The organism is Bradyrhizobium sp. 33ap4 (assembly GCF_032654765.1).
Lineage (GTDB): Bacteria > Pseudomonadota > Alphaproteobacteria > Rhizobiales > Xanthobacteraceae > Bradyrhizobium > Bradyrhizobium australafricanum.
The window spans coordinates 1-21,580 of sequence record NZ_JAUMTJ010000006.1 but is presented as its reverse complement, the minus strand read 5'-3'; the positions used below and the strand labels follow the sequence as shown (position 1 = coordinate 21,580).

The following is a 21,580-nucleotide window of genomic DNA, read 5'->3' as shown; positions in this document are numbered from 1 at the left end:
ATCCGTTTTTGGGGAGGATTGTCCTCGCAAAATAAGCGCCTGCCGCCCCCTAGCGGCACAAGAAGGCGCGGGGGTTACATCAAGGATCTGAGGCAACATGACAGCTTTATGGTTGATTGTGCTCTGCGGGGCGCTTTCCATCGTCTACGCGATCTGGGCGACGCAGTCGGTCTTGAACGCGGATGCGGGTAATCCGCGCATGCAGGAAATCGCGGCCGCGGTGCGCGAGGGCGCACAGGCCTATCTGCGGCGGCAGTACACCACGATCGGCATGGTCGGTATCGTGATCTTCGTGGTGCTGGCCTACTTCCTGGGCCTGCCGGTGGCGATCGGCTTTGCGATCGGCGCCATCCTGTCGGGGGCTGCCGGCTTCATCGGCATGAACGTCTCGGTGCGCGCCAACGTCCGCACCGCGCAGGCGGCAACCACCTCGCTCGCCGGCGGCCTCGAACTCGCCTTCAAGGCGGGCGCGATCACCGGCATGCTGGTTGCGGGGCTCGCGCTGCTCGGCGTCACCATCTATTTCATGATCCTGGTCAAGTTCATGGGTCTGGAAGCGGGCAGCCGCACCGTGGTCGACGCCATGGTGGCGCTCGGCTTCGGCGCCTCGCTGATCTCGATCTTCGCCCGTCTCGGCGGCGGCATCTTTACCAAGGGTGCGGACGTCGGCGGCGACCTCGTCGGCAAGGTCGAGGCCGGTATCCCCGAGGACGATCCGCGTAACCCGGCCACCATCGCCGACAATGTCGGCGACAATGTCGGCGACTGCGCCGGCATGGCGGCGGACCTGTTCGAGACCTATGCGGTGACCGCGGTCGCCACCATGGTGCTCGCGGCGATCTTCTTCGCCAAGACGCCGATCCTGGTGAACATGATGACGCTGCCGCTCGCGATCGGCGGCATCTGCATCATCACCTCGATCATCGGCACCTTCTTCGTCAAGCTCGGTGCCAGCCAGTCCATCATGGGCGCCCTCTACAAGGGCCTGATCGCCACCGGCATCCTGTCGCTGGTCGGCGTCGCGCTCGTGATCAATTGGCTGGTCGGCTTCGGCAAGCTCGACGGCGTCGACTATACCGGCATGGCGCTGTTCTGGTGTGGCGTGGTCGGTCTCGTCGTCACCGGCCTGATCATCTGGATCACCGAATACTACACCGGCACCGACTATCGCCCGGTGAAGTCGATCGCCTCGGCCTCGGTCACCGGTCACGGCACCAACGTGATCCAGGGCCTCGCGGTCTCGATGGAAGCGACCGCGCTGCCCGCGATCGTGATCATCGCCGGCATCCTCGTCACCTACAGCCTTGCCGGCCTGTTCGGCATCGCGATCGCGACCGCCACCATGCTGGCGCTGGCCGGCATGATCGTCGCGCTCGACGCCTTCGGCCCGGTTACCGACAACGCCGGCGGCATCGCCGAGATGGCGGGGCTGCCGAAGGAGGTGCGCAAGTCGACCGACGCGCTCGACGCGGTCGGCAACACCACCAAGGCGGTGACCAAAGGCTACGCGATCGGCTCCGCCGGTCTCGGTGCGCTGGTGCTGTTTGCGGCCTATAATCAGGACCTCAAATTCTTCATCAGCGACTCCAATGCCCATGCCTACTTCAAGGGCGTCAACCCGGACTTCTCCCTGAACAATCCTTACGTCGTGGTCGGCCTGCTGTTCGGCGGCCTGCTGCCGTATCTGTTCGGTGCGATGGGTATGACCGCGGTCGGTCGCGCCGCCGGCGCGATCGTCGAGGAAGTGCGCCGTCAGTTCCGCGAGAAGCCCGGCATCATGCAGGGTACCGACAAGCCGGACTACGGCAAGGCGGTCGACCTGCTGACGCGGGCGGCGATCAAGGAGATGATCATCCCGTCGCTGCTGCCGGTGCTGTCGCCGATCGTGGTCTACTTCCTGATCTACGCGATCGCGGGCGGTGGCGCAGCCGGTAAGTCGGCCGCTTTCTCCGCGGTCGGCGCCATGTTGCTCGGCGTCATCGTCACCGGCCTGTTCGTCGCGATCTCGATGACCTCGGGCGGCGGCGCGTGGGACAACGCCAAGAAGTACATCGAGGACGGCCACTACGGCGGCAAGGGCTCTGACGCCCACAAGTCCGCGGTGACCGGCGATACCGTCGGCGATCCCTACAAGGATACGGCGGGCCCGGCGGTGAACCCGATGATCAAGATCACCAACATCGTGGCGCTGCTGCTGCTGGCGATCCTGGCGCACTGAGCGGCGGACACGACTGAAACGAGGCCCCGCGGTGAAAGCCGCGGGGTTTTATTTTTGAACCAGACGCGAACAACACGGAGATCAATCGATGTCGCTCTCATCCGCACGGAACTACGCGCTCCGCGCCTCCAAATCGCAGGATCAGAAGGAGGCCATCGAGCTGCTCTCGAAGGCGATCATGGAACTGGCGATGTCGATTGAAGCGACCGACGCCAAGGTCAAGAAGATCAACAAGTCTTCGTAGCGTTGGCCGCAACGTGCTCAGGAAACGTCGTGACGGCGGCTGTTACTTGACCTCCATCTGCAAGCCTTCCTTCTCGATGATCGCCGCGAACTTCTTCGTCTCGGCATCGACGAAATCGGAGAATTGCTGGGGCGTGCCGTAGTCGGCGCGCGCGCCCATGCCGGCGATGTTCTTCTTGACGTCGTCGCGCTCCAGCATCGCCTTGACTTGGCGGTTCAACTCGTCGAGCACCGGGGCGGGCGCGGTCTTCGGCAGGAACACGCCGAACCAGGACGAGACGTCGAACTTTGCCAGTTCCGGCGCGCCCTCGCGCATCGTCGGCAGGTTCGGTGCGGAATCGCTACGCTCCGGCGTGGTGACACAGAGGCCGTTGAGCTTGCCGTCCTGCACCTGCGGCAGCGACGGATAGAGATTGTCGAACAGGATCTGGATGTCGCCGGCGAGCCCGGCCTGCAATGCGGGACCGGCGCCGCGGAACGGCACGTGCGTCATCTTCAACCCGGTGAGCTGCAGGAACCAGGCACCGGTGAGGTGAGGGCTTTGTCCGGTGCCGGACGAGCCGTAGGTGAGCTTGTCCGGATTCTTCTTCAGAAAGGCGATCAATTCGGGGATCGACTTGAGACCGGTCGACGGATGCGCCGACACGATGTTCGGAATCCGGATCATGTTGGAGACCGGCTGCAACTGGTCGGCCTTGTAGGTCAGGTTGCGGAAGATGCTGTAGGCGATCGCGTTGGGGCCGGGATTGCCTATCAGGATGGTGTGGCCGTCGCCCTTGGCGCGTGTGACCTCGGATGTGCCGATGGTGCCGCCGGCGCCGGAGCGATTCTCCACCACCACCGACTGGCCCCAGAGCGGCTGCAAATGCGCCGCGAGCAGCCGCCCCATCACGTCGGTCGAGCCGCCGGCCGCCGCCGGCACGATGATGCGGACGGTCTCGGTCGGCCGCCAGTCACCGGCGCCGAGGCTCGCGCGCGGCAGGATCGCCGCGGCCGTCAATGCGGCCGTGCCCGACAATACCGTACGACGGGAAAATCTCTTGGCTGTCATGCGTTTACCCCCTGCTCAGGCTCTTGTTTGCGAGCAAACTAGGGGACCGCTTGCCCCTCGGGCAAGCGACAACTTGGCGCAGCGGCTTATGCTCTGGACTCCGGCTTGACGCGTTGTCTCACGCGAACCGGAGCCCACTTCGCTCGAAAACGCTCTAGTTGAAGCTCAGCAGCTTGAAGAGCGGTGTCAGGTAGGACATTTCCTGGCCCGACGTCGGCGTGGACCGGCTGACGAAGTCGAAGATCTTGCCGTCCTTCAGGCCGTAATTGGCCAGTCGGCGCACCTGCCGGTTCTTGTCGAAATAGACCGCGATCACGCGCTGGTCGATCACCCGCTGATTCATGAAGGCGACCGGGCGGGAGGTCCGTTGCGAGATGTAATAAAACACCTCGCCGTCCAGCGTTGCGACCGTCGAGGGCGTGCCGAGCACGATGAGCACCTGGTCCTGGCTCGCGCCGATCGGGATCTGCTCGAGCGCCCCCTCGGGCAGGATGTAGCCCTTCTGGAATTGTTCCCCGGCGCAGCCGCCGAGTGCGGCGCAGACGAGGCCAATCGCCGCGACGGCGCGGAGACGCGAAAAGAACCCGCGCGCGGAAGCGGCGCGAGACTGTCGTGAAAGAATGTGGTTCATCGGCGGAACTGATCCGTCCCCTTGCATCGGCCGAGGCATTGACGTACCGGGCAGCTCAATGGATTGCAATCATGCCGAGCTCCAATGGGCGACCTCTCAACAGGCGACCCTTTGGGGGACCGGCAGCCGGAACCCGTCATGCTTTGGCCGTTCAATCACTTCAGAAGACCCCGGGTGCCCGCGCGCAGCACCATTGAGACCATCTATGGCATGATCGTGACGCAGGCGCGAGAACCGTTGTTTTACCGTGACTTGGGCGTTCCGGACACGGTTAATGGCCGTTTTGACCTGCTTCTGATGCATCTGTGGCTGGTGCTGCGGCGACTGAAATCCGTCGAGGGCGGCGTCGCGCTGTCCCAGGCCCTGTTTGATCATTTCTGCATCGATATGGACGACAATCTGCGCGAAATGGGCGTCGGCGACCTCACGGTGCCGAAGCGCATGCAGGCGTTCGGTGAAGCCTTCTACGGCCGCACCGCGGCCTATGATCTGGCGCTGACCGACAGCGAGGCAGCCTTGGCCGAGTCGTTCTGCAAGAACATCCTCAACGGTCAGAACATCGACAAGGCCCGCGAGCTCGCCGCCTACGCCAAGGAGGCGATCAAAGAGCTGGCGCGCGCCGATCTCGCGGCGTTGGCCAAGGGTACCTGGCGTTTTCCGGCACCACAGCCTGCGGGGACGGCGGCATGAGCGGCGGCAGCACAGGGCAGCCCGATGCACGGCGCGACCGCGACCCCTGGCGGGTTCTCGTCAATGTCGCGCAGATTCCGGAGACCGGCCTGCATCGCGAGATCGCGGCCGACGAGGCGGCCCGCAAGGCGATGGCCGAAGTTGCCGAGTTGAGGGAGCTCGTCTCCGCGCGTGCAGAGTTCGACCTGCAGCCCAAACGCGACGGCAGCTACCACGTCACCGGCAGAGTTAAGGCCAGGGTCGGGCAGACCTGCGTGGTGACGCTCGATCCGATCGAGAACGAGATCGATGAGCCGATCGATGTGGTGTTCGCGCCGCCCGAGCAGATCCCGCAAATGGCCGACCTGGTCGACGACGCCGACGACAGCGATGAGGAAACGCCGGACCCGCCGGAGCCGATCGTCGGCGGCTTCATCGATATCGGCCGGCTTGCCACCGATGCGCTGTTTCTCGGCATAGACCCGTATCCGCGCAAGGTGGATGCGGTCTTTGAACAGAAGGCTGAAGCGCCTGACCCGGAAAATCATCCTTTCGCGGCGCTGAAGGCGTTGAAGGAAAAGCCGGACGGCAAGAAGCCCAAGGGAAGTTGAGGGCGCCTGGCGCCACATTTGCGGGGATGGCTTGCCTGCAAGCTTGCGCGAGCGGTGTTCCTAGTTACTTCAAATACGTGTCACAATACATTGAAATACAATGTATTTCTGGTATGCTCCGATGTGTTGCGTGACGGTTCGGCAGCTGCCTCATTTGCGGTCAAGAGGTTGTGTCGGACCGAGGACACGCTATTGTCGCGGCCCGGCCGGGACGCGAGTTGGTGTTTCGCCGCGCGCCGTTGACGGCGGTGACTTCAAGCTCGCGGTCTTCGTCTGAAGGCTGCGGGAAAGCAGGCTTCCGGGACGTTCATGCCTCAAAAGGTTCGAATAGCGCTTGACGCCATGGGGGGCGATGTCGGCGCTTCCGTCGTCATTCCCGGCGCCGCGATCTCGTTAAGCCGTCATCCCGACAGCGAATTCCTGCTGGTCGGGGACCGGGCCCAGATCGAGCCGGAGCTCGCCAAGCATCCGGCACTGAAGGCGGTATCGAAAGTGATCCATACCGACGTCGCCGTGAAGAACGATGAGAAGCCGAGCCAGGCGCTGCGGCGGACCCGAAGGGCGTCTTCGATGTGGCTCGCGATCGACGCCGTGAAGCATGGCGAGGCCGACGTTGCGGTCTCCGCCGGCAACAGCGGCGCGCTGATGGCGATGGGCAGCCTCAATCTGCGGACGCTCCCCGGTGTCGACCGCCCGGCGCTTGCGGCGGTGTGGCCGACGCTGCGCGGCGACTCTGTCGTGCTCGACCTCGGCGCCACGATCGGCGGCGACGCCCGCCATCTGGCGACGCTGGCGGTGATGGGCAGCGCCATGGCGAGCGTGCTGTTCAACCTCGAACGGCCGACCGTCGGCCTGCTCAACATCGGGTCCGAGGAGATGAAGGGGCACGGGGAAATCCGCGAGGCGGCGGAGATGCTGCGTGCGATGAACTCGACGCAGTTCAACTATATCGGCTTCGTCGAGGGCGACGCGATCGGCAAGGGCCTCGCCGACGTCATCGTGTCGGAAGGTTTCAGCGGCAACATTGCGCTCAAGGCCGCCGAAGGAACCGCGCGCCAGATGTTCACGCTGCTGCGCGAGGCCATGTCATCTAGCTGGCTAGCGCGGATCGGCTATTTGCTGGCCCGCGGCGCGTTCCAGAAGCTGCGCGACAAGCTCGATCCCAACAAGTCGAATGGCGGCCTGCTGCTCGGCCTGAAGGGCGTCGTGGTCAAGAGCCATGGCGGCACCAACGCGGAAGGCTTTGCCTATGCGGTGGATGTTGGCTATGAGATGGCCCACTTCGATCTCCTCACCAAGATCAATCAGATGCTTAATCGCGACGGCAGTGCGCTGGTGCAGGCGCAGACCGCGCAGGAGGCTGTCTCGTGACTGCTATACGTTCGGTAGTGCTCGGCTGCGGCTCATATTTGCCGGAGCGGGTTTTGACCAATGCCGAACTGGCCACCCGGATCGACACGTCGGATGACTGGATCGTGCAGCGCACCGGCATCAGCGAGCGCCACATCGCGGCCGACGACGAATTCACCTCGCATCTGGCGATCAAGGCGGCGCAGGCCGCGCTCGCCCACGCGCAAGTCGATGCGCAGTCGATCGACCTGATCGTGCTCGCGACCTCGACGCCCGACAACACCTTTCCCGCCACCGCGGTCGCCGTCCAGCACGGGCTCGGCATCAACCATGGCGTCGCCTTCGACCTGCAGGCGGTCTGCTCCGGCTTCGTCTTCGCGCTGGCCACCGCCGATAATTTCCTGCGCGCCGGCACCCACAAGCGGGCGCTGGTGATCGGTGCCGAGACCTTCTCACGCATCCTCGACTGGAACGACCGCGGCACCTGCGTGCTGTTCGGCGACGGCGCCGGCGCGGTCGTGCTGGAGGCGCAGCAGCATTCCGGCACCACCAGCGACCCCGGCGTGTTGACGACGCATCTGCGCTCCGACGGCCGCCACAAGGCGAAGCTGTTCGTCGATGGCGGGCCCGGCTCGACCAGGACGGTCGGGTATCTCCGGATGGAGGGCCGCGAGGTGTTCAAGCACGCCGTCGGCATGATCACCGACGTGATCGTCGACGCCTTCAACGCCACCGGCTTTACCGCCGAGGACATCACCTGGTTCATCCCGCACCAGGCCAACAAGCGAATCATCGATGCGTCGGCGCACAAGCTCCATATTGCGCCGCAGAAGGTGGTCCTGACGGTCGACAAGCACGGCAACACGTCGGCGGCCTCGATCCCGCTCGCGCTGTCGGTCGCCGTGAAGGACGGGCGCGTCAAGAAGGGCGATCTGGTGCTGTTCGAGGCGATGGGCGGCGGCTTCACCTGGGGCTCGGCGCTCGTGCGCTGGTAGCGTATCGCCAAACAGTATCGACAGGTTGCCGGTATCTTTCCTGCGCCTGGGCGCTGGTCACTGTTGACCATTGCGCGCTAAGCTTTTAATTTCAGTCAAGAAATTGTTCGCCGAGAGTGCGGGGCAGGCGATGACCACGGGAACCGGAAAAACAGTTACGCGCGTCGATTTGTGTGAGGCGGTCTACCAAAAGGTGGGTCTGTCGCGCACGGAATCGTCGGCATTTGTCGAGTTGGTGCTGAAGGAGATCACCGATTGCCTGGAAAAGGGCGAGACAGTGAAGCTGTCCTCATTCGGCTCCTTCATGGTGCGCAAGAAGGGCCAGCGTATCGGCCGTAATCCGAAGACCGGCACCGAGGTGCCGATTTCGCCGCGGCGGGTGATGGTGTTCAAGCCGTCGGCGATCCTGAAGCAGCGGATCAATGGCCATGTCGTCACCAATGGCGACGGCAGCAAGGCCGACTAGAGCGTTTTCAAGCGAAGTGGATACCCGGTTCGCGTGAAGAAAGCGCGGCAAACCTAGAATCCGGAGCCCCGTTCCGATTCAATCGGAACGGAAAGGCTCCAGGCATTGAGCTCAAAGGAGCGGGCATTTGGACAAGGCGCCGGATGCGTTCCGTACCATCAGCGAGGTCGCTGATGAACTCGATATTCCCCAGCATGTGCTGAGATTCTGGGAAACGCGCTTCGCGCAGATCAAGCCGATGAAGCGCAGCGGCGGACGCCGCTATTATCGCCCCGACGACGTCGACCTGCTCAAGGGCATCCGCCGGCTGCTGTACGGCGAGGGCTACACCATCCGCGGTGTGCAGCGGATCCTGAAGGAGCACGGCATCAAATCGGTGCAGGGCATCGCCGACCAGACCGCGGCGGTCTCGTTCGGCGCGGTCGAGGAAGCCGTCGGCAACAGCATGGCCGAGCCCGACGACCTCGAGAGCAGCGACGGCCTCGATTTCGACGGCGAGGAGGGTGATGGCGACGAGAAGGGGATCGACTACCGATTCGTCGATCCCGACGAGGATCCGATCCTGTCGACCTACAAGGCGCACGCCCAGCCGGGCAAGGCGCCCGCCGCGCCGCCGGTTCGTCCCTCCGTTCCGTCAGTCGATCGGGAGCGGCTCGAACGCGTGCTGCAGGAGCTGGTCGCCTGCCGACAGATGATCGACGCGGCGATGAAGGACGGCTGAGGCAAGGAAGCCTGCCGAGGAAACCTGCCAAGGGAACCGGCCTCGGAATACAGTCTTTGAGAGCCTGCCCCGCCTTGCGCGAACGCAGGATCGCAGCTAATGGAACGGCATCGGAGCGTGGCGCAGCCCGGTTAGCGCACTAGTCTGGGAGACTAGGGGTCGGAGGTTCAAATCCTCTCGCTCCGACCATTTTTCTCAAAATTCGTTCGGTGTGGCTTGAAGCGGGCGCGCATCGCTCGCCGTCGGCTTGCGATTGGTTGCCAATGCTGTTCGCCCGTCGCGGAAAGCTGAGCGCGGAAGCCAACACGCTGTCGTTAATATCGAGCAAACGCTCGTTGAAGAGGCAGCACCAAGCCGATCGCATCGGCGGCTGTCGTTGTCGATGAACAATCGTTCATGGAACGCCACTGATTTCAGGCGGTTAGTTGCGGGGCGCATTTTGGAGGACAAAATGAAGCACGCAATCATCGTCCTTTCCGCGGCATGCCTGATGGCTTCCGCCCCGGTTGCTTTTGCACAGGGCGTTTCGAGCAAATCACCTGGACAAGAGATGCAAAAGAAGGGCTCCAAGAAAGGCAGTCACGGCGCTTCGGGCTATGCACCCGGGCACGAGATGCAGGCACGAGGATCGAAAGCCGGGAGCCCAGGGGCCTCTGGCTACGCCCCTGGTCAGACGACGGGGTCGGGCAGCGGTATGACCGGAGGCAGCTCGACCAGGTCCAGATAGTTACACTGTAAGTTTTTCGGGGCCCCGGCCTTCAGCGCCGGGGCTCCTTTTCCATAGCCCGTTCACGGATCGACCGCGGCTTGGCCCGTTTCATGCTTTCCATTGAGGGGCAAATGGGGGGCCAACATGATTGCTGAACACTTTCTGGTCTGGGCTGCGCTGCTGAGCGTTCTCGCCTTCCTGGCGTTCCAGTCGCCGGGGCGCGGACACCGATAAGTCTCCGCTTCCAACGCTTCGCGAGGTGAGCGGCGCGATCGTGCCGGTTGCCAGTCGTCCCGTCCGCTGCAGAGCCGGTCGCCTCAGGCCTCGGCTTCCATCGAAACAATCAGGCAGGCCTTTTCGAGGCGGTTGGTGAGCATCGAAAGCTTGGCCGTGAACTCGGCCAGCTCCGGCTCGCTGAACTCCTCGAAAACGGTTTTCTTGAACGCCTTGTGCTGTTCGGCGAGGCCCGCGAGGTGCTTTTTGGTCTTGTCGGTCAGCGACAGCCGGACCACTCGCGCATCGGCCGGGGAGGGCGCGCGCCGCAGCAGCTCCTTCTGCTCGAGCAGCTTGGACTGCGTGGTCACGAACGACGGATCGACGTGCAGCAGCTTCGACACCACGTTGATCGGTACGCCGTCATCCTTGTCGAGATCCGAGATCGCGATGAGAATCATCCATTGCGGACCGCTGACGCCAAGCGACTTGCCCCAGAACTGACGGACGCGCTCCAGATGCGAGTTGATGGCCGAAATCTCGAGCGTGAACCGCTTGATGATGTCGAGATGTTCGATGGCGCGCTGGCGCGTCGAATCCTTCCTTGTCACTGACACAGCTTCCTCTTCCCTCGGGCGCCGACTCAGCTTTGTGCTGATTTATTTCTTGTTTTCCGCGCTGCAGTAGGTTTTTTCCCGCAAGCCGCCAACGAACGCAAGTGAACGTAAAGTAATTATGATGGTCGTGTGACGGTTGGACTATTTGGGATGTGACAAGTTTTCTCAGGTAGGCAAAGGGCTTACAGGCAGCGTTGCCGGCGAGACACAGTGTGGCCGCATTCGCATTCCTGACTTTATAAACTATTTTGATTGGCGAACTCGCCAATGCATATTGAACCCGGCGGTAGGGGAATCTCGATCGTCCCGTTGCGGTGATCGTTCAAGTCCGTCGCACACCACAGATTGATCTGAGGGTGCGGGGTTTGGGGAAAACGGTCTTGGACAATGCGGGAGGATCACGGGGCGCTCGCGGCCTCGGACTCTCCGCATATGAGCAACTTGGAGGTTTAATATGAATTTGAAGAGCCTTATCCTGGGCTCGACGGCTGCGCTGGTCGCGGTCGGCGGGGCACAGGCGGCCGATCTTCCCGTCAAGGCCAAAGCGGTCGAGTACGTGAAGGTTTGCTCGCTTTACGGTCCGGGCTTCTACTACATCCCCGGAACCGACACCTGCATCAAGCTGGGCGGCTATGTGCGTGCTGACGTCGTGGTGAACGGCAACAGCGTGTACGGCGCGAACTACAACGGCGCCAGCGGTGCCAACAACCGTTTCACGAACGGCTACACCTGGCGTTCGCGTGAAGACTTCAACATCGATACGCGCACCGCGACCGAATACGGCGTGGTCCGCACCTATTTCGATGCGGTGTTCACCTGGACCTCCGACACCTATGCCGGCCAGGGCAACGGCTCGACCGTGTACTCGGCGATCGGCTCGTCTTCCGCGCCGAACAACGCCGGTTCGGGCAACGTGGCTGCCGGTACGGTCGGCGTCTACTACGCCTTCATCCAGTTCGCCGGCTTCACGATGGGTAAGGCGGTTTCGCAGTTCGCTGCCCCCTGGAACGGTTATCCGGGCAACAACTACGACGCACTCGTCGGTGGCGTGAACACCACCAACGGCATCAACCAGTTCACCTACACCGCGCAGTTCGGCAACGGCGTGTCGCTCGCTCTGTCGGCGCAGGACCAGGTTGCCTACATGCAGGCTGGCGTGAACAACCTCGGCGTCGGTGGTGCTTACGGCTCCAGCGATTACGCCGGCACGATCGCTCCGGACTTCGTCGCTTCGCTCAAGGTCGACCAGGCTTGGGGTATCTTCCAGGCGTCGGTCGCCGCGCATGACAACCACGCTGCCTACTATGGCGGCACCGAGTTGACCGGTCATCCCGACGACAAGTGGGGTTGGGCTGGTGCGTTGGCCCTGTCGATCAAGAACATCCCGACCGGACCCGGTGACACCATCAACATCCAGGGCGTCTACACCGACGGTGCGACCCGTTACAACATCCAGGAACTGGCCAGCCAGGCTGGCGCGATCGCCATCTTCGGCGGTTCGAGCCTGCCGGGCGTCTATGGCAGCGTTGGCTTCGGTACGGCACCCGACACGGTGTTCGGCCCCGGCGGTCAGCAGCAGTCCATCAAGACCTGGGGTATGCGCGGTGCGTACACCCACAACTGGGATCCCTACTGGAACACCAGCTTGTACGGTGCGTTCGCCGCTGTTTCGTACAACGACGCGGCTAAGTCGCTCATCTGCGGCGTTGGTGGCGTCGGTGGTTCGTTCCGTGCCGCATTCGCTGGCGGCGCTGGCGTGACCGCCTGCAACCCCGACTACAACATCGCGCAGATCGGCGTGATCACCCGTTGGACCCCGGTCAAGAACCTGACCTTCTCGGCCGACGTGACCTACTCGCACCTCGATCAGAAGTATGCCGGTATCATCACGACGTCGTCGACTGCTATCGGCAAGCCGACCGCGACCTACGAGCTGAAGGATCAGGACACTGTCCAGATGCTCTTCCGCGCTCAGCGCAACTGGTAATTCCGGTTGATCTGATCACGATCCAACAGAACCCCGGCAGGCAACTGCCGGGGTTTTTCTTTGCGAAAGATTCTAAGGAGAGCTGCGCTGCGTCAATTCGGTCCACGCGAACGACGAAGACGAGCCATGCGATTCATTCGCCGCAGACTTATTTACTTACCTGATCTACTAAACTATATACGCAACGGCCAACACATTGAATGATGGCTCTTAGCTAGCTGCTAAGCCTCCCAAACCTCCGGCAATGCCCTGCCGGAGGTTTTTGATTCAAGGCCCAGCCGTCGCCTTGCCGATTCGATGCCGTCAAGATTTGACGGAATCGATCCGCAGTGCATTCTCGCCATTGATGGGACGCTTCAAGAACAGCCGCCTGGCGCGCATGAGCAGCGGCCACTATTGCCTGATCCGGGATCTCGGGCTGGTGAAGGGCGGCAAGGGATTGCGGCACCATGAGGTAATCATCGATTTCTCCTGGCGCGGCCTGCTCAAGCTGGCCCTGAGCGCGGGTGCCGGCGTCCTGCGGCGGCGCGCGTCCGTGCGCATCGAGACAGCCGAATAGCACGGGGCCGCGTCATGACGCGGCTTGGCCTGCGGCCAGGATGCGCGCGATCATCGCGTGAGTCTCACGCTTCGTGAACAAGCATTCGAATTCGAGCGACGTGATCGCAGCATTGTCAGAGCTTCGCCCATGACGATCGCACGCTGTGCCACGCCGCGCGCTGCGCTGTGCGCCGATTGCGATCAACGTAGTTCATCTGTGCAGGTGCTGTCGCGCTGCTTCGCTGGTTTTACCTCGGCAGCTGCGGCCGCGGTGGAAATTTCGGCCGCGATCGCCATCAGCGTTGTCGCGACCAATCTGTTCAGGATGTGCACGATCATGGTCTCCGATTGTCGATGTCGGATTGTTCGCAACGCGGAATGATTTCGTTACGCGGCCACCGTCTCAACCCGCTGCAGGCGGCTCACTTGCGCGTGAGGCGGCGCCGTTGCTGGGCGACAATTCGGTGATGTAAGGTGCCGCAGCCAAGCGGTTGGGGCTGCGATCCGCGCTCCGGCCGAAACAAAGAAGAACAGGGCAAGAAAAATAAGGGAAGGAACGGATCTCACATGAAGGATTTCGCCGGAAAGATTGCCGTCATCACCGGTGGCGGCACGGGCATGGGGCGCGAGCTGGCACGGCAGCTCGTTGCCGAGGGCTGCAATGTCGCGATGTGCGACGTCTCGGCCGAGGCGATGGCCGAGACCAAGCGGCTGTGCGAGGTCGAGAAGCTGCCGCAGGGCCTGCGCATCACGACGCACGTTGCCGACGTCTCGATCGAGGATCACTACAAGCGCTTCCGCGACGAGCTGATCGAGCAGCAGGCGACCGACAAGATCCACCTGCTGTTCAACAACGCCGGAATCGGTGGCGGTGGCAGCCTGTTCTCCAACACGCGCGAGCAGTGGGAGCGCACCTTCAACATCTGCTGGGGCGGCGTCTATCTCGGCGTCCGCACCTTCCTGCCGCTGTTGGTGAAGGCCGACGAGGCGCACATCGTCAACACCTCGAGCGTCAACGGCTTCTGGGCCTCGGTCGGCATGGGCGTGTCGCACACCGCCTACAGCGCGGCGAAATTTGCCGTGAAGGGATTCACCGAGGCGATGATCAATGATCTCCGGCTCAACGCGCCGCATGTGAAGTGCTCGGTCGTGATGCCCGGTCACATCGGCACCTCGATCGTGTCGAACTCGCGCAAGGTCCAGAACGGCTCCGACCAGCTCAACGCCGACGAGCTCAAGCAGGCCCGTCAGCGTCTGCAGGGGCAGGGGATCGACGTCGCCAAGATGTCGGACGCCGACATCCAGCAGCTCGCGCTCGATCGTGCCCGCATCTTCCACGACGAGGCACCGACTTCGGCCGCGGCCGCCGCCAAGATCATTCTCGACGGTGTGAAAGCCGAACGCTGGCGCATCCTGGTCGGCGACGATGCGCATCTGCTCGACGAGCGCGTGCGCAAGACGCCGGAACAGGCCTACACGCCGGAGTTTTATCAGGACCTCGTGGCAGCGACCGGGTGGAAGGTCGGCTGAACGGCCGTCCCGCATCGCGTGCGGGACGGCTTCACTCAAGCGCTATCCGCGCATCGCGCGTTGGCGCGATCCCGCTTGATAGGCGAGGCGGTAATGCCCTGAGCAATAGGGCATCCCGCCGAGCGGTGTGTTGCCGCAGAAGCAGAAATCATCGGCGCCCGGGGTGCTGATCGGCCAGCGGCAGCGCTGCTCGCTCAGCTCGAGCAGCGAGCAGCTGTTGGCGCTGACGATCGGGGCGTCGTCGGGCTCCTGCTCGTAGACCGCCTGGAGCAACCGGAGCTGCTGCTTGGCAGTCGCCCGTTGCGCGGCGTGGGCGGCGGATTTCTTGCGCCGCGCCCGACGTTCGTCCGGCGTCGTGCGTGTGAGGTTCAGCCGCGACAGCTTGCCGATCACCGCATTGCGGCTGACGCCGATATTGACGGCGATGTCGCGGCAGGAGAGGCCGGCTTCAAAGTAGATCTTGAGTTGGTCGACGCGCTCCGGCGTCCAGGTCTCTTGGATGGCAATCATCTGACGGTTCCACGTTCTGTGTTGAACCGCCGCGCCGGCACACGCGCCCTTAGTTCTTGAGCATGATCTGTTCGGAAAACCGGTTTCCACTTTTCCGGATCATGCTCTCAGGGCGTGCGGCCGTTGTCGCGGATTGCAAGCAACCCGTCCTTGATGGCGAGCCGAATGCCTTCCTCGATCAATGTCCGTGCGACGCCCGGGACGCTCGTGCCGTGGGTGCCCTGTCTCACCAGCTTCTCGAGGTATCCGATGGTCGAGAGCGCCAGCGTGACCGGGACGCGGTCGGTTTCGGCCTTTTCCGTAGCCATGGTGAAACGCTTAACCCCGAACGCCTGTACTGAAAAGTATCTATTTAGAGTCTATTTAGGAATAAGGCGGTTCGTCAAGCCGTGGGCGGCAAGAAACAGCCAGCCGCGTCCAAGCGCGCTGGAAGCGAGTTCCAGCGCGCGGGTGTCATCGAATTATTGAGGTAGATGAAGGTGTTAGGGCCGTAACTCGACCTTGACCGGGAACTTCTTGAGAAGCCGCTCAGCCTTCTCGGCCTTGTCCGGAGGCGCGCTCACCCTCAGGTACAGTCCGCGCGACGGGTCGGTGATCGCGTCGACAGTGACCTCGCCGGACAATCCTTCCAGCGCCAGCAACTCGCGCGCGGCCTCGCCGGCGGCGATCTCGCGCAGCTTCGGCTTGAAGATCTTGCCGACCGGAGTCACCGGCATCTCCGGAATCACCGACACCACGCGCGGGCGCGCCGGCGGCTCCAGGATGTTGTCCTGCACGAAGGCGGCGAGCGCGTTCGGATCGATATGGGTGCCGGGCTGCGCCGAGACGAACAGCATCGGCACTTCGCCGGCGTAGGTGTCGGGACGTCCGACGGCCGCGGCAAGCGCCACGCCCGGAAACGCCAGCGCGGCGTCCTCGATCGCGCGCGGATCGATGTTGTGGCCGCCGCGGATGATGACGTCCTTGGCGCGGCCCATGATGTAGACGAAGCCGTCGGCATCGATCCGGCAGATGTCGCCGGTGCGCAGCCAACCGTCGCGGAACGCCTCCTCGGTCTGCTTCTTGTCGACATAGCCGGCGAACACCTGCGGGCCCCTGGTCAGCAGTTCGCCGACCGGCGAAGGCCACGGTCCCGTGTGGAGCTTGCCGCCGTCGAGGATCGCGAGTTCGACCAGCGGATTGCGGGTGCCGACGCTCTCGGCGCGCGGCTTCACACCGTGCACATCGTGAGTGATGGCACCGGCGAGTTCGGTCATGCCGTAGAGCTGCTGGATGCAGGGGCCGCCCCAGGTCGCAAGATAACGCCGCTCGATCTCCGGCGGGCAGATCGAGGCGCCGGTGGCGGTGACGCGCAGGGTCGAGATGTCGCTGTCCGCGACCGGGATATCGGCGAGGGCGCCAAGTATCGTCGGCACGTTGCCGGCGATGTTGATGCGGTACTGCTCGATGATCTGCCAGAAGTGCCGGACCAGCGCCGGATCGCGCGCGCCGGCGGGACCGGGGATGACCATCGTCGTGCCGGCCGCCAGGGAATTGGCCGTGGTGCAGAAAAGGCCGCCGACATGGAACAGCGGCATCGTGATCATCGCGCGCTCGCCGCGATGGAAATCGAGCGCCATCCGCGAGGATACGGTGGAGGCGACCATCGCGCGGTTGGTGAGCCGCGCCACCTTGGGATGGCCGGTAGTGCCGCCGGTCGGGAGCATCACGGCGACGCGGTCGGCCTCGCTCATGTCCTTGGACTTGCCGTAGTCGTCGCGCCAGGCGGGATCAGGCCGCAGCACCTCACCGTCGAAGGCGATGCTGCCGTCGAGCGGCACGATCACAATGTGCTTCAGGGAAGGTACCTCGCGCTGCAGGCCCTCGACCCTCTCATAGAGCCCGCCTGGCATGCCCGGCGGCGGCGCCAGCAACAGCTTCGCGTGGATCGCATTGAGCTGGGCGACGATCGCTTCGCGCGTGAACAGCAAATTGAGCGGCTCGGCGACGCCGCAGGCGGCTGCGCCGAAGATCGCGACGACGGTCGCGGGGCACGCCGGGAGCAGGACAGCCACCGCGTCGTCCTTGCCGATGCCGTGCTTACGGAAATAGGTTTCAGCGGCCTTGATGCAGCCCATCAAGTGATCGTTCGAGATCACGACCGGGTTGGGATCGAGCGGCGAGCGCAGATAGATCGCGGCTTCAGCGTCCGGAGCGCCCTGCGGGCCGCGGGCAATGAGGTCGAGGATGCGCGGGCATGCCGCGAGCGTCTCCTGCATTTCCCTGTCGCGCGCAGCCTCGTCGGCCGGCGAAAGCCTGTCCTTCAGCATATCCGTCCCCGTCCATTCTTGTTCGTTGGGACGGGGATTGTATCGAGCCGTGCTCGCGGAACACAAGTGCGGCCATAGCACTCAGTCATTCCGGGGCGGCTCGCCGAGCCGAACCTCAGGTGCGCGAATTGCGCACCGGGGAGTCTCGAGATTCCGGATTCGATGCTGCGCATCGCTCCGGAATGACGTGCGTGGTTACCCGTGGACCACCGATTTGGCGATCATGCAGTGGATGCCCTTGGAGCCGTTGACCGTCTGCGTCACGCGCAGGTCGGCGGCCAGGCTGCACAGCGTGTAGGCGTCCTCGCGCGACAGATTGCGCTTCTCGCCGAGCAGCACGATCATGTCGCGCAGCGCCCGCACCACGCACTGGTCGAGATCGGGATCCATCGCCATGGTCATGTAATGATCCGCGGTCTCTGCGCGCGGATAGGCGAGCTTGATATCCTTGCGCAATGTGAGGCGGAAGCGGCCGGTCAGCGCGGTCTCGATCGCGGTGACGCAGACCTCGCCGTCGCCCTGCACGCCATGGCCGTCGCCGCAGGAGAACAGCGCGCCCGGAACGAACACCGGCAGATAGAGCTTGGCGCCGGCGCCGAGCTCCTTGTTGTCGAGATTGCCGCCCATCGCGCGCGGGATCAGCGAGGAGATCCGGCCCCAGGCCGGCGGCGGCGACACGCCCATCACGCCGAAGAACGGCTTGAGCGGCAGATCGAGCCCCCAGGGCATACGGCCGACCATGCGCCCGCGATCGAGCGGGATGTTGAGGACGCGTGTTTCGTGGAAATCGTCGGGCAGGGTGCCGGACAATGGCTTGATCAGATTGTAACCCCAGTCCTGTCGCAGCTGAACGTCGAGAATATCGACCTCGAGCACGTCGCCGGGTTCGGCGCCGGCAACCGCGATCGGGCCGGTCAGAATGTGTCCGGGTACCATCCGCTCGCACTTCGCATGGATCTCGTCGAGCTCCGGCGGAACGAAGAATTTGCCGCGGTCGGGCACCACGTCCGGGCCGCCGCTGACGGTTTCGATCGTGATCTCGTCGCCGCTCGCAACGGTCAGAACCGGTTTCAGCTTGGCTTCAAAGAAGCCCCAATGGCAGGTTTCAGGGCTCGACTTCAGATGGTGATGGGTCATGTGACGGCTTTTGATTGGTTTCCCAGCAGCGTATGACGCTGTAGCAGAACTTCGCAGGGGCTTCTCTTGTTTTTTGTGCTCTCCAAGACGCTCGGCATCGTGCTGCTGCCGATCAACTTCCTGATCGGTATCGGCGTGATCGGCACCGTGCTGCTGTTGACGCGGTTTGCGCGCCTCGGCCGCAGGTTGATGGTGACCGCGCTGCTGCTGCTCGCGATCTGTGGCTTCTCGCCGCTCGGCGATGTCCTGATCTCCATTTTGGAGCAGCGCTTCCCGCCATGGGACGCCTCGCGCGGCGTGCCGGACGGCATCATCGTGCTCGGCGGCTCGATCGATGCCGATCTGTCGGTTGCGCATGGCACGCCGGTGGTGCGCAGCGCGGCCGATCGCGTCATCGCGGCGGCGGCGCTCGCGCGCAGATATCCGAACGCGCGCCTTGTGTTCACCGGCGGCAGCGCGAACCTGATCTCGAACGATGCGCGCGAAGCCGACTATGCCGCCGAGATGTTCGAGGGGCTCGGCATTGCCAGGTCGCGATTGATCATCGAGCGCCGCTCGCGCAACACGGTGGAGAACGCCGAATTCTCCAGGGCGCTGGTCGATCCCAAGCCGGGCGAGCGTTGGCTGCTCGTCACCTCGGCCTACCATATGCCGCGCTCGGTCGGGCTGTTCCGCAAGGCGGGATTCAATGTCGAGGCCTATCCGGTCGATTGGCGCGTCGGCGATGTCTTCAGCTTCGCGACGCTTGCGATCGACGGCCTGTCGCGCACTGATCTCGGCGCGCGGGAGTGGATCGGGCTTTTGGCCTATCATCTGGCCGGCAAGACCGACGATTTGTTGCCGGGACCGGCTGCACGTTGAGGCGTAGGCACTTGTCGCCTCCAACGGCCAATCCTAACATCAAATCAACAGGCGGCGCCAAGCCGCCGATCACGGGAGTTTTCGCCATGCAACAGCAGACACCGCCGGAACAGTTCGACCTCGGCGCAATCGTCGCCGACCTGAACAACCTGCTGCGGCTGAAGACCACGGTCATCGGCATCAAGATGTTCGCGCGGGTCGAGGAGATGGAGGCGATCCCGAAGATCCGCCGTCCATCGGCGGTCCACACCACGGACCAGATCGTCAGCATGGCCTCGCGGCTCGGCTGGACCGTCGGCATTACCGGCGACGATCTGGTCGGCGCGCAATGCCGCGCCGTGATCGGGCTCGCACCGCAGGACGAGAAGTGGCTTGCCGGCGAGAACTATGTCGGCGTCTGGCATGGCACCGCCGAAGACGCGCGCAAGCGCCAGGAGGCGCTCGACGTGGTGCCTTACGGCCAGTACCAGGCGATGGCGGTGAGCCCGCTGACCAGCGGACGGCTCAACCCGCCCGACATCTGCCTCGTCTATGCGACGCCGGGACAGATGATCATCCTGATCAACGGGCTTCAGTATACCGGCTACAAGAAGTTCGAGTGGGGCGTGGTCGGCGAAACCGCCTGCGCGGATTCGTGGGGGCGGGCGCTGAAGACCGGCGAGCCGAGCCTGTCGCTGCCATGCTTCGCCGAGCGCCGCTATGGCGGCGTGCCCGACGAGGAGATGCTGATGGCGCTGCCGCCGGCCTATCTGGTGAAGGCGATCGCCGGCATGAAGCAGCTCGCCAAGAACGGTTTGCGCTACCCGATCGCGCCCTATGGCATCCAGGCCGACGTGCGCGCCGGCATGGGCGTCTCGTACAAGAAATAGCGCATTGCGTTGCCGCGCCCGCGATGACAAAAGGGCGCCCATTCGCTGCGCAGGGAGCCTGATGCATGTCCTCGTCGAAACTCGACATCGTCGTCTATGGTGCGACCGGCTTCACCGGCCAGCTTGTCGCCGAATATCTCGCGGCGCATTATCGCAACAGTAGCCTGACATGGGCGATGGCCGGGCGCAGCAAGGACAAGCTCGCCTCGGTACGCGACGCGATCGGCGCGCCCGCCGACACGCCGCTGATCGTCGCCGATGCCGGCGATGCCGCCTCGCTGAAGGCGATGCTAGCGCAAACCAGGTCTGTCATCTCGACCGTCGGACCGTATCAGCTCTATGGCAACGAGCTGATCGCGGCCTGCGTGGAAAGCGGCACCGACTATTTCGATCTCTGCGGCGAGCCGATCTGGATGCGGCAGATGATCGACAAATACGAAGCCGCCGCGAAGGCCAGCGGTGCGCGCATCGTGTTCTCCTGCGGTTTCGACTCGGTGCCGTTCGAACTGGGCGCGTTCTTCGTGCAGGAGGAAGCGAGGCGCGTATTCGGCGCGCCGGCGCCGCGCATCAAGGGCCGCGTGCGCGACATGCGCGGCACGCTGTCCGGCGGCACCGCGGCGAGCGCCAAGGCGACCTTCGATGCGGTCGCCAAGGACCTCAGCCTGGTTGCGATCCTCAACAACCCTTTCGCGCTGACGCCGGGCTTCGAGGGTCCGAAGCAGCCGCGCGGCAGCAAGCCGGCCTATGAGGAGGATTTGCACTCCTGGACCGCGCCGTTCATGATGGCGCTGATCAACACGCGCAACGTGCACCGCTCCAACATGCTGATGGGCTTTCCCTACGGACGGGACTTCGTCTACGACGAGATGGTCCTGACTGGCCCGGGCGAGAAGGGCGAGGCCAACGCCAAGAAGGTCATGGCGTTGAATTCCGAGAAGACCGGCCCAAGCGCGCCGAAGCCGGGCGAGGGGCCGTCAAAGGAGGAGCGCGAGAACGGCCGCTACGATCTGCTTTATCTCGCGGTCGCGCCTGACGGCCGCATGGTCCGCGCCGGCATCAAGGGCGATCGCGATCCCGGCTACGGCTCGACCTCGAAGATGATCTCGGAATGCGCGATCTGCCTGCTGCGCGATACACCCGACGTCGCCGCCGGCTTCTGGACGCCGGGAGCCGCGATGCGGCACAAGCTCATCAGGCGCCTGATCGATCACGCCGGGCTGACCTTCGAGGTCGAGAAGTAGCTTCGCTTACCTCGCCCCGCTTGCGGCAGGGGTGTCCGGGGAATGATTCACTGTGTCGCGGTGCATGCTCGGCAGGACCGAGGCAAATCGGTCTTTTCTGGT

22 protein-coding genes and 1 tRNA gene are annotated in these 21,580 nt (G+C 63.8%); 16 read left to right on the top strand and 7 right to left on the bottom strand.

Annotated elements, in window-relative coordinates:
* The first annotated feature begins 97 nt into the window (after positions 1 to 97).
* Both Q2M23_RS06225 and Q2M23_RS06220 read left to right on the top strand, forming a co-directional pair.
* Positions 98 to 2,218 carry a sodium-translocating pyrophosphatase gene (locus tag Q2M23_RS06225; protein ID WP_076834360.1) on the top strand — a complete coding sequence of 707 codons (2,121 nt, stop codon included), beginning with the start codon at positions 98 to 100 and terminating at the stop codon, positions 2,216 to 2,218.
* Positions 2,219 to 2,306: 88 nt separating this feature from the next.
* Complete coding sequence (locus Q2M23_RS06220; RefSeq protein ID WP_167350400.1) at positions 2,307 to 2,462, top strand: hypothetical protein; 156 nt, start codon at positions 2,307 to 2,309, stop codon at positions 2,460 to 2,462.
* Between the two features lie 42 nt (positions 2,463 to 2,504).
* On the opposite strand, the gene Q2M23_RS06215 is transcribed toward Q2M23_RS06220, so the two are convergent.
* Both Q2M23_RS06215 and Q2M23_RS06210 read right to left on the bottom strand, forming a co-directional pair.
* The gene (locus Q2M23_RS06215; RefSeq protein WP_057020720.1) at positions 2,505 to 3,512 is read right to left on the bottom strand and encodes a Bug family tripartite tricarboxylate transporter substrate binding protein; all 1,008 of its coding nucleotides are present in this window, start codon (positions 3,510 to 3,512) and stop codon (positions 2,505 to 2,507) included.
* 154 nt (positions 3,513 to 3,666) lie between these two features.
* Positions 3,667 to 4,143 (bottom strand): outer membrane protein assembly factor BamE, encoded by a 477-nt coding sequence (locus Q2M23_RS06210; RefSeq protein WP_076834359.1) that lies wholly within the window; start codon positions 4,141 to 4,143, stop codon positions 3,667 to 3,669.
* A gap of 138 nt (positions 4,144 to 4,281) precedes the next feature.
* Here Q2M23_RS06210 and Q2M23_RS06205 point away from each other — a divergent pair, with 138 nt between their 5' ends.
* The 7 genes from Q2M23_RS06205 to Q2M23_RS06175 all read left to right on the top strand — a co-directional run bounded on the left by Q2M23_RS06205 (position 4,282) and on the right by Q2M23_RS06175 (position 9,144).
* Complete coding sequence (locus Q2M23_RS06205) at positions 4,282 to 4,833, top strand: ubiquinol-cytochrome C chaperone family protein (RefSeq protein ID WP_076834357.1); 552 nt, start codon at positions 4,282 to 4,284, stop codon at positions 4,831 to 4,833.
* Positions 4,830 to 5,423, top strand: coding sequence for a DUF177 domain-containing protein (locus Q2M23_RS06200; protein ID WP_316394977.1), 594 nt, complete (start codon positions 4,830 to 4,832; stop codon positions 5,421 to 5,423). The genes Q2M23_RS06205 and Q2M23_RS06200 overlap by 4 nt, the downstream gene beginning before the upstream one ends.
* A gap of 309 nt (positions 5,424 to 5,732) precedes the next feature.
* A complete protein-coding gene (gene plsX, locus Q2M23_RS06195; RefSeq protein WP_076834353.1) occupies positions 5,733 to 6,794 on the top strand; it encodes a phosphate acyltransferase PlsX in 1,062 nt (353 codons plus the stop codon).
* Entirely contained in the window at positions 6,791 to 7,768 is a 978-nt protein-coding gene (locus Q2M23_RS06190) for a beta-ketoacyl-ACP synthase III (RefSeq protein ID WP_057020717.1), read from the top strand. The genes plsX and Q2M23_RS06190 overlap by 4 nt, the downstream gene beginning before the upstream one ends.
* Positions 7,769 to 7,898: 130 nt before the next feature.
* Positions 7,899 to 8,234: an integration host factor subunit alpha gene (locus tag Q2M23_RS06185; protein ID WP_035631661.1), complete on the top strand. Its 336-nt coding sequence runs from the start codon at positions 7,899 to 7,901 to the stop codon at positions 8,232 to 8,234.
* A gap of 127 nt (positions 8,235 to 8,361) precedes the next feature.
* Positions 8,362 to 8,955, top strand: a complete 594-nt coding sequence (locus tag Q2M23_RS06180) for a MerR family transcriptional regulator (RefSeq protein ID WP_018271909.1) — start codon at positions 8,362 to 8,364, stop codon at positions 8,953 to 8,955.
* A 111-nt stretch (positions 8,956 to 9,066) separates the two neighbouring features.
* A tRNA-Pro gene (locus tag Q2M23_RS06175) sits at positions 9,067 to 9,144 on the top strand.
* Positions 9,145 to 9,981: 837 nt separating this feature from the next.
* Here Q2M23_RS06175 and Q2M23_RS06170 read toward each other — a convergent pair.
* Complete coding sequence (locus Q2M23_RS06170) at positions 9,982 to 10,494, bottom strand: MarR family winged helix-turn-helix transcriptional regulator (protein ID WP_316394976.1); 513 nt, start codon at positions 10,492 to 10,494, stop codon at positions 9,982 to 9,984.
* Positions 10,495 to 10,948: 454 nt separating this feature from the next.
* On the opposite strand from Q2M23_RS06170, the gene Q2M23_RS06165 reads away from it, so the two are divergent.
* The 4 genes from Q2M23_RS06165 (at position 10,949) to Q2M23_RS06150 (ending at position 14,551) form a co-directional block, all read left to right on the top strand.
* Entirely contained in the window at positions 10,949 to 12,481 is a 1,533-nt protein-coding gene (locus Q2M23_RS06165; protein WP_057020678.1) for a porin, read from the top strand.
* Positions 12,482 to 12,827: 346 nt separating this feature from the next.
* Positions 12,828 to 13,040 carry a hypothetical protein gene (locus Q2M23_RS06160; protein ID WP_018271906.1) on the top strand — a complete coding sequence of 71 codons (213 nt, stop codon included), beginning with the start codon at positions 12,828 to 12,830 and terminating at the stop codon, positions 13,038 to 13,040.
* A gap of 24 nt (positions 13,041 to 13,064) precedes the next feature.
* Positions 13,065 to 13,403: a hypothetical protein gene (locus tag Q2M23_RS06155; protein ID WP_229190287.1), complete on the top strand. Its 339-nt coding sequence runs from the start codon at positions 13,065 to 13,067 to the stop codon at positions 13,401 to 13,403.
* Between the two features lie 185 nt (positions 13,404 to 13,588).
* The gene (locus Q2M23_RS06150; protein ID WP_057020676.1) at positions 13,589 to 14,551 is read left to right on the top strand and encodes an SDR family oxidoreductase; all 963 of its coding nucleotides are present in this window, start codon (positions 13,589 to 13,591) and stop codon (positions 14,549 to 14,551) included.
* 42 nt (positions 14,552 to 14,593) lie between these two features.
* On the opposite strand, the gene Q2M23_RS06145 is transcribed toward Q2M23_RS06150, so the two are convergent.
* The 4 genes from Q2M23_RS06145 to Q2M23_RS06130 all read right to left on the bottom strand — a co-directional run bounded on the left by Q2M23_RS06145 (position 14,594) and on the right by Q2M23_RS06130 (position 18,507).
* The gene (locus Q2M23_RS06145; RefSeq protein ID WP_141341067.1) at positions 14,594 to 15,061 is read right to left on the bottom strand and encodes a GcrA family cell cycle regulator; all 468 of its coding nucleotides are present in this window, start codon (positions 15,059 to 15,061) and stop codon (positions 14,594 to 14,596) included.
* 107 nt (positions 15,062 to 15,168) lie between these two features.
* Complete coding sequence (locus Q2M23_RS06140; RefSeq protein WP_016844973.1) at positions 15,169 to 15,369, bottom strand: hypothetical protein; 201 nt, start codon at positions 15,367 to 15,369, stop codon at positions 15,169 to 15,171.
* Between the two features lie 174 nt (positions 15,370 to 15,543).
* On the bottom strand, positions 15,544 to 17,370 hold the full coding sequence (locus tag Q2M23_RS06135; RefSeq protein WP_168855930.1) for an AMP-binding protein: 1,827 nt from the start codon (positions 17,368 to 17,370) through the stop codon (positions 15,544 to 15,546).
* Positions 17,371 to 17,565: 195 nt separating this feature from the next.
* Positions 17,566 to 18,507: an acetamidase/formamidase family protein gene (locus tag Q2M23_RS06130; protein WP_057020673.1), complete on the bottom strand. Its 942-nt coding sequence runs from the start codon at positions 18,505 to 18,507 to the stop codon at positions 17,566 to 17,568.
* 66 nt (positions 18,508 to 18,573) lie between these two features.
* Between Q2M23_RS06130 and Q2M23_RS06125 the strand changes: the two genes are divergently transcribed.
* The 3 genes from Q2M23_RS06125 (at position 18,574) to Q2M23_RS06115 (ending at position 21,478) form a co-directional block, all read left to right on the top strand.
* Entirely contained in the window at positions 18,574 to 19,368 is a 795-nt protein-coding gene (locus Q2M23_RS06125) for a YdcF family protein (RefSeq protein ID WP_316394975.1), read from the top strand.
* 86 nt (positions 19,369 to 19,454) lie between these two features.
* The gene (locus Q2M23_RS06120) at positions 19,455 to 20,237 is read left to right on the top strand and encodes a DUF169 domain-containing protein (protein WP_146985629.1); all 783 of its coding nucleotides are present in this window, start codon (positions 19,455 to 19,457) and stop codon (positions 20,235 to 20,237) included.
* Between the two features lie 65 nt (positions 20,238 to 20,302).
* Complete coding sequence (locus tag Q2M23_RS06115) at positions 20,303 to 21,478, top strand: saccharopine dehydrogenase family protein (RefSeq protein WP_316394974.1); 1,176 nt, start codon at positions 20,303 to 20,305, stop codon at positions 21,476 to 21,478.
* Positions 21,479 to 21,580: the final 102 nt, after the last annotated feature.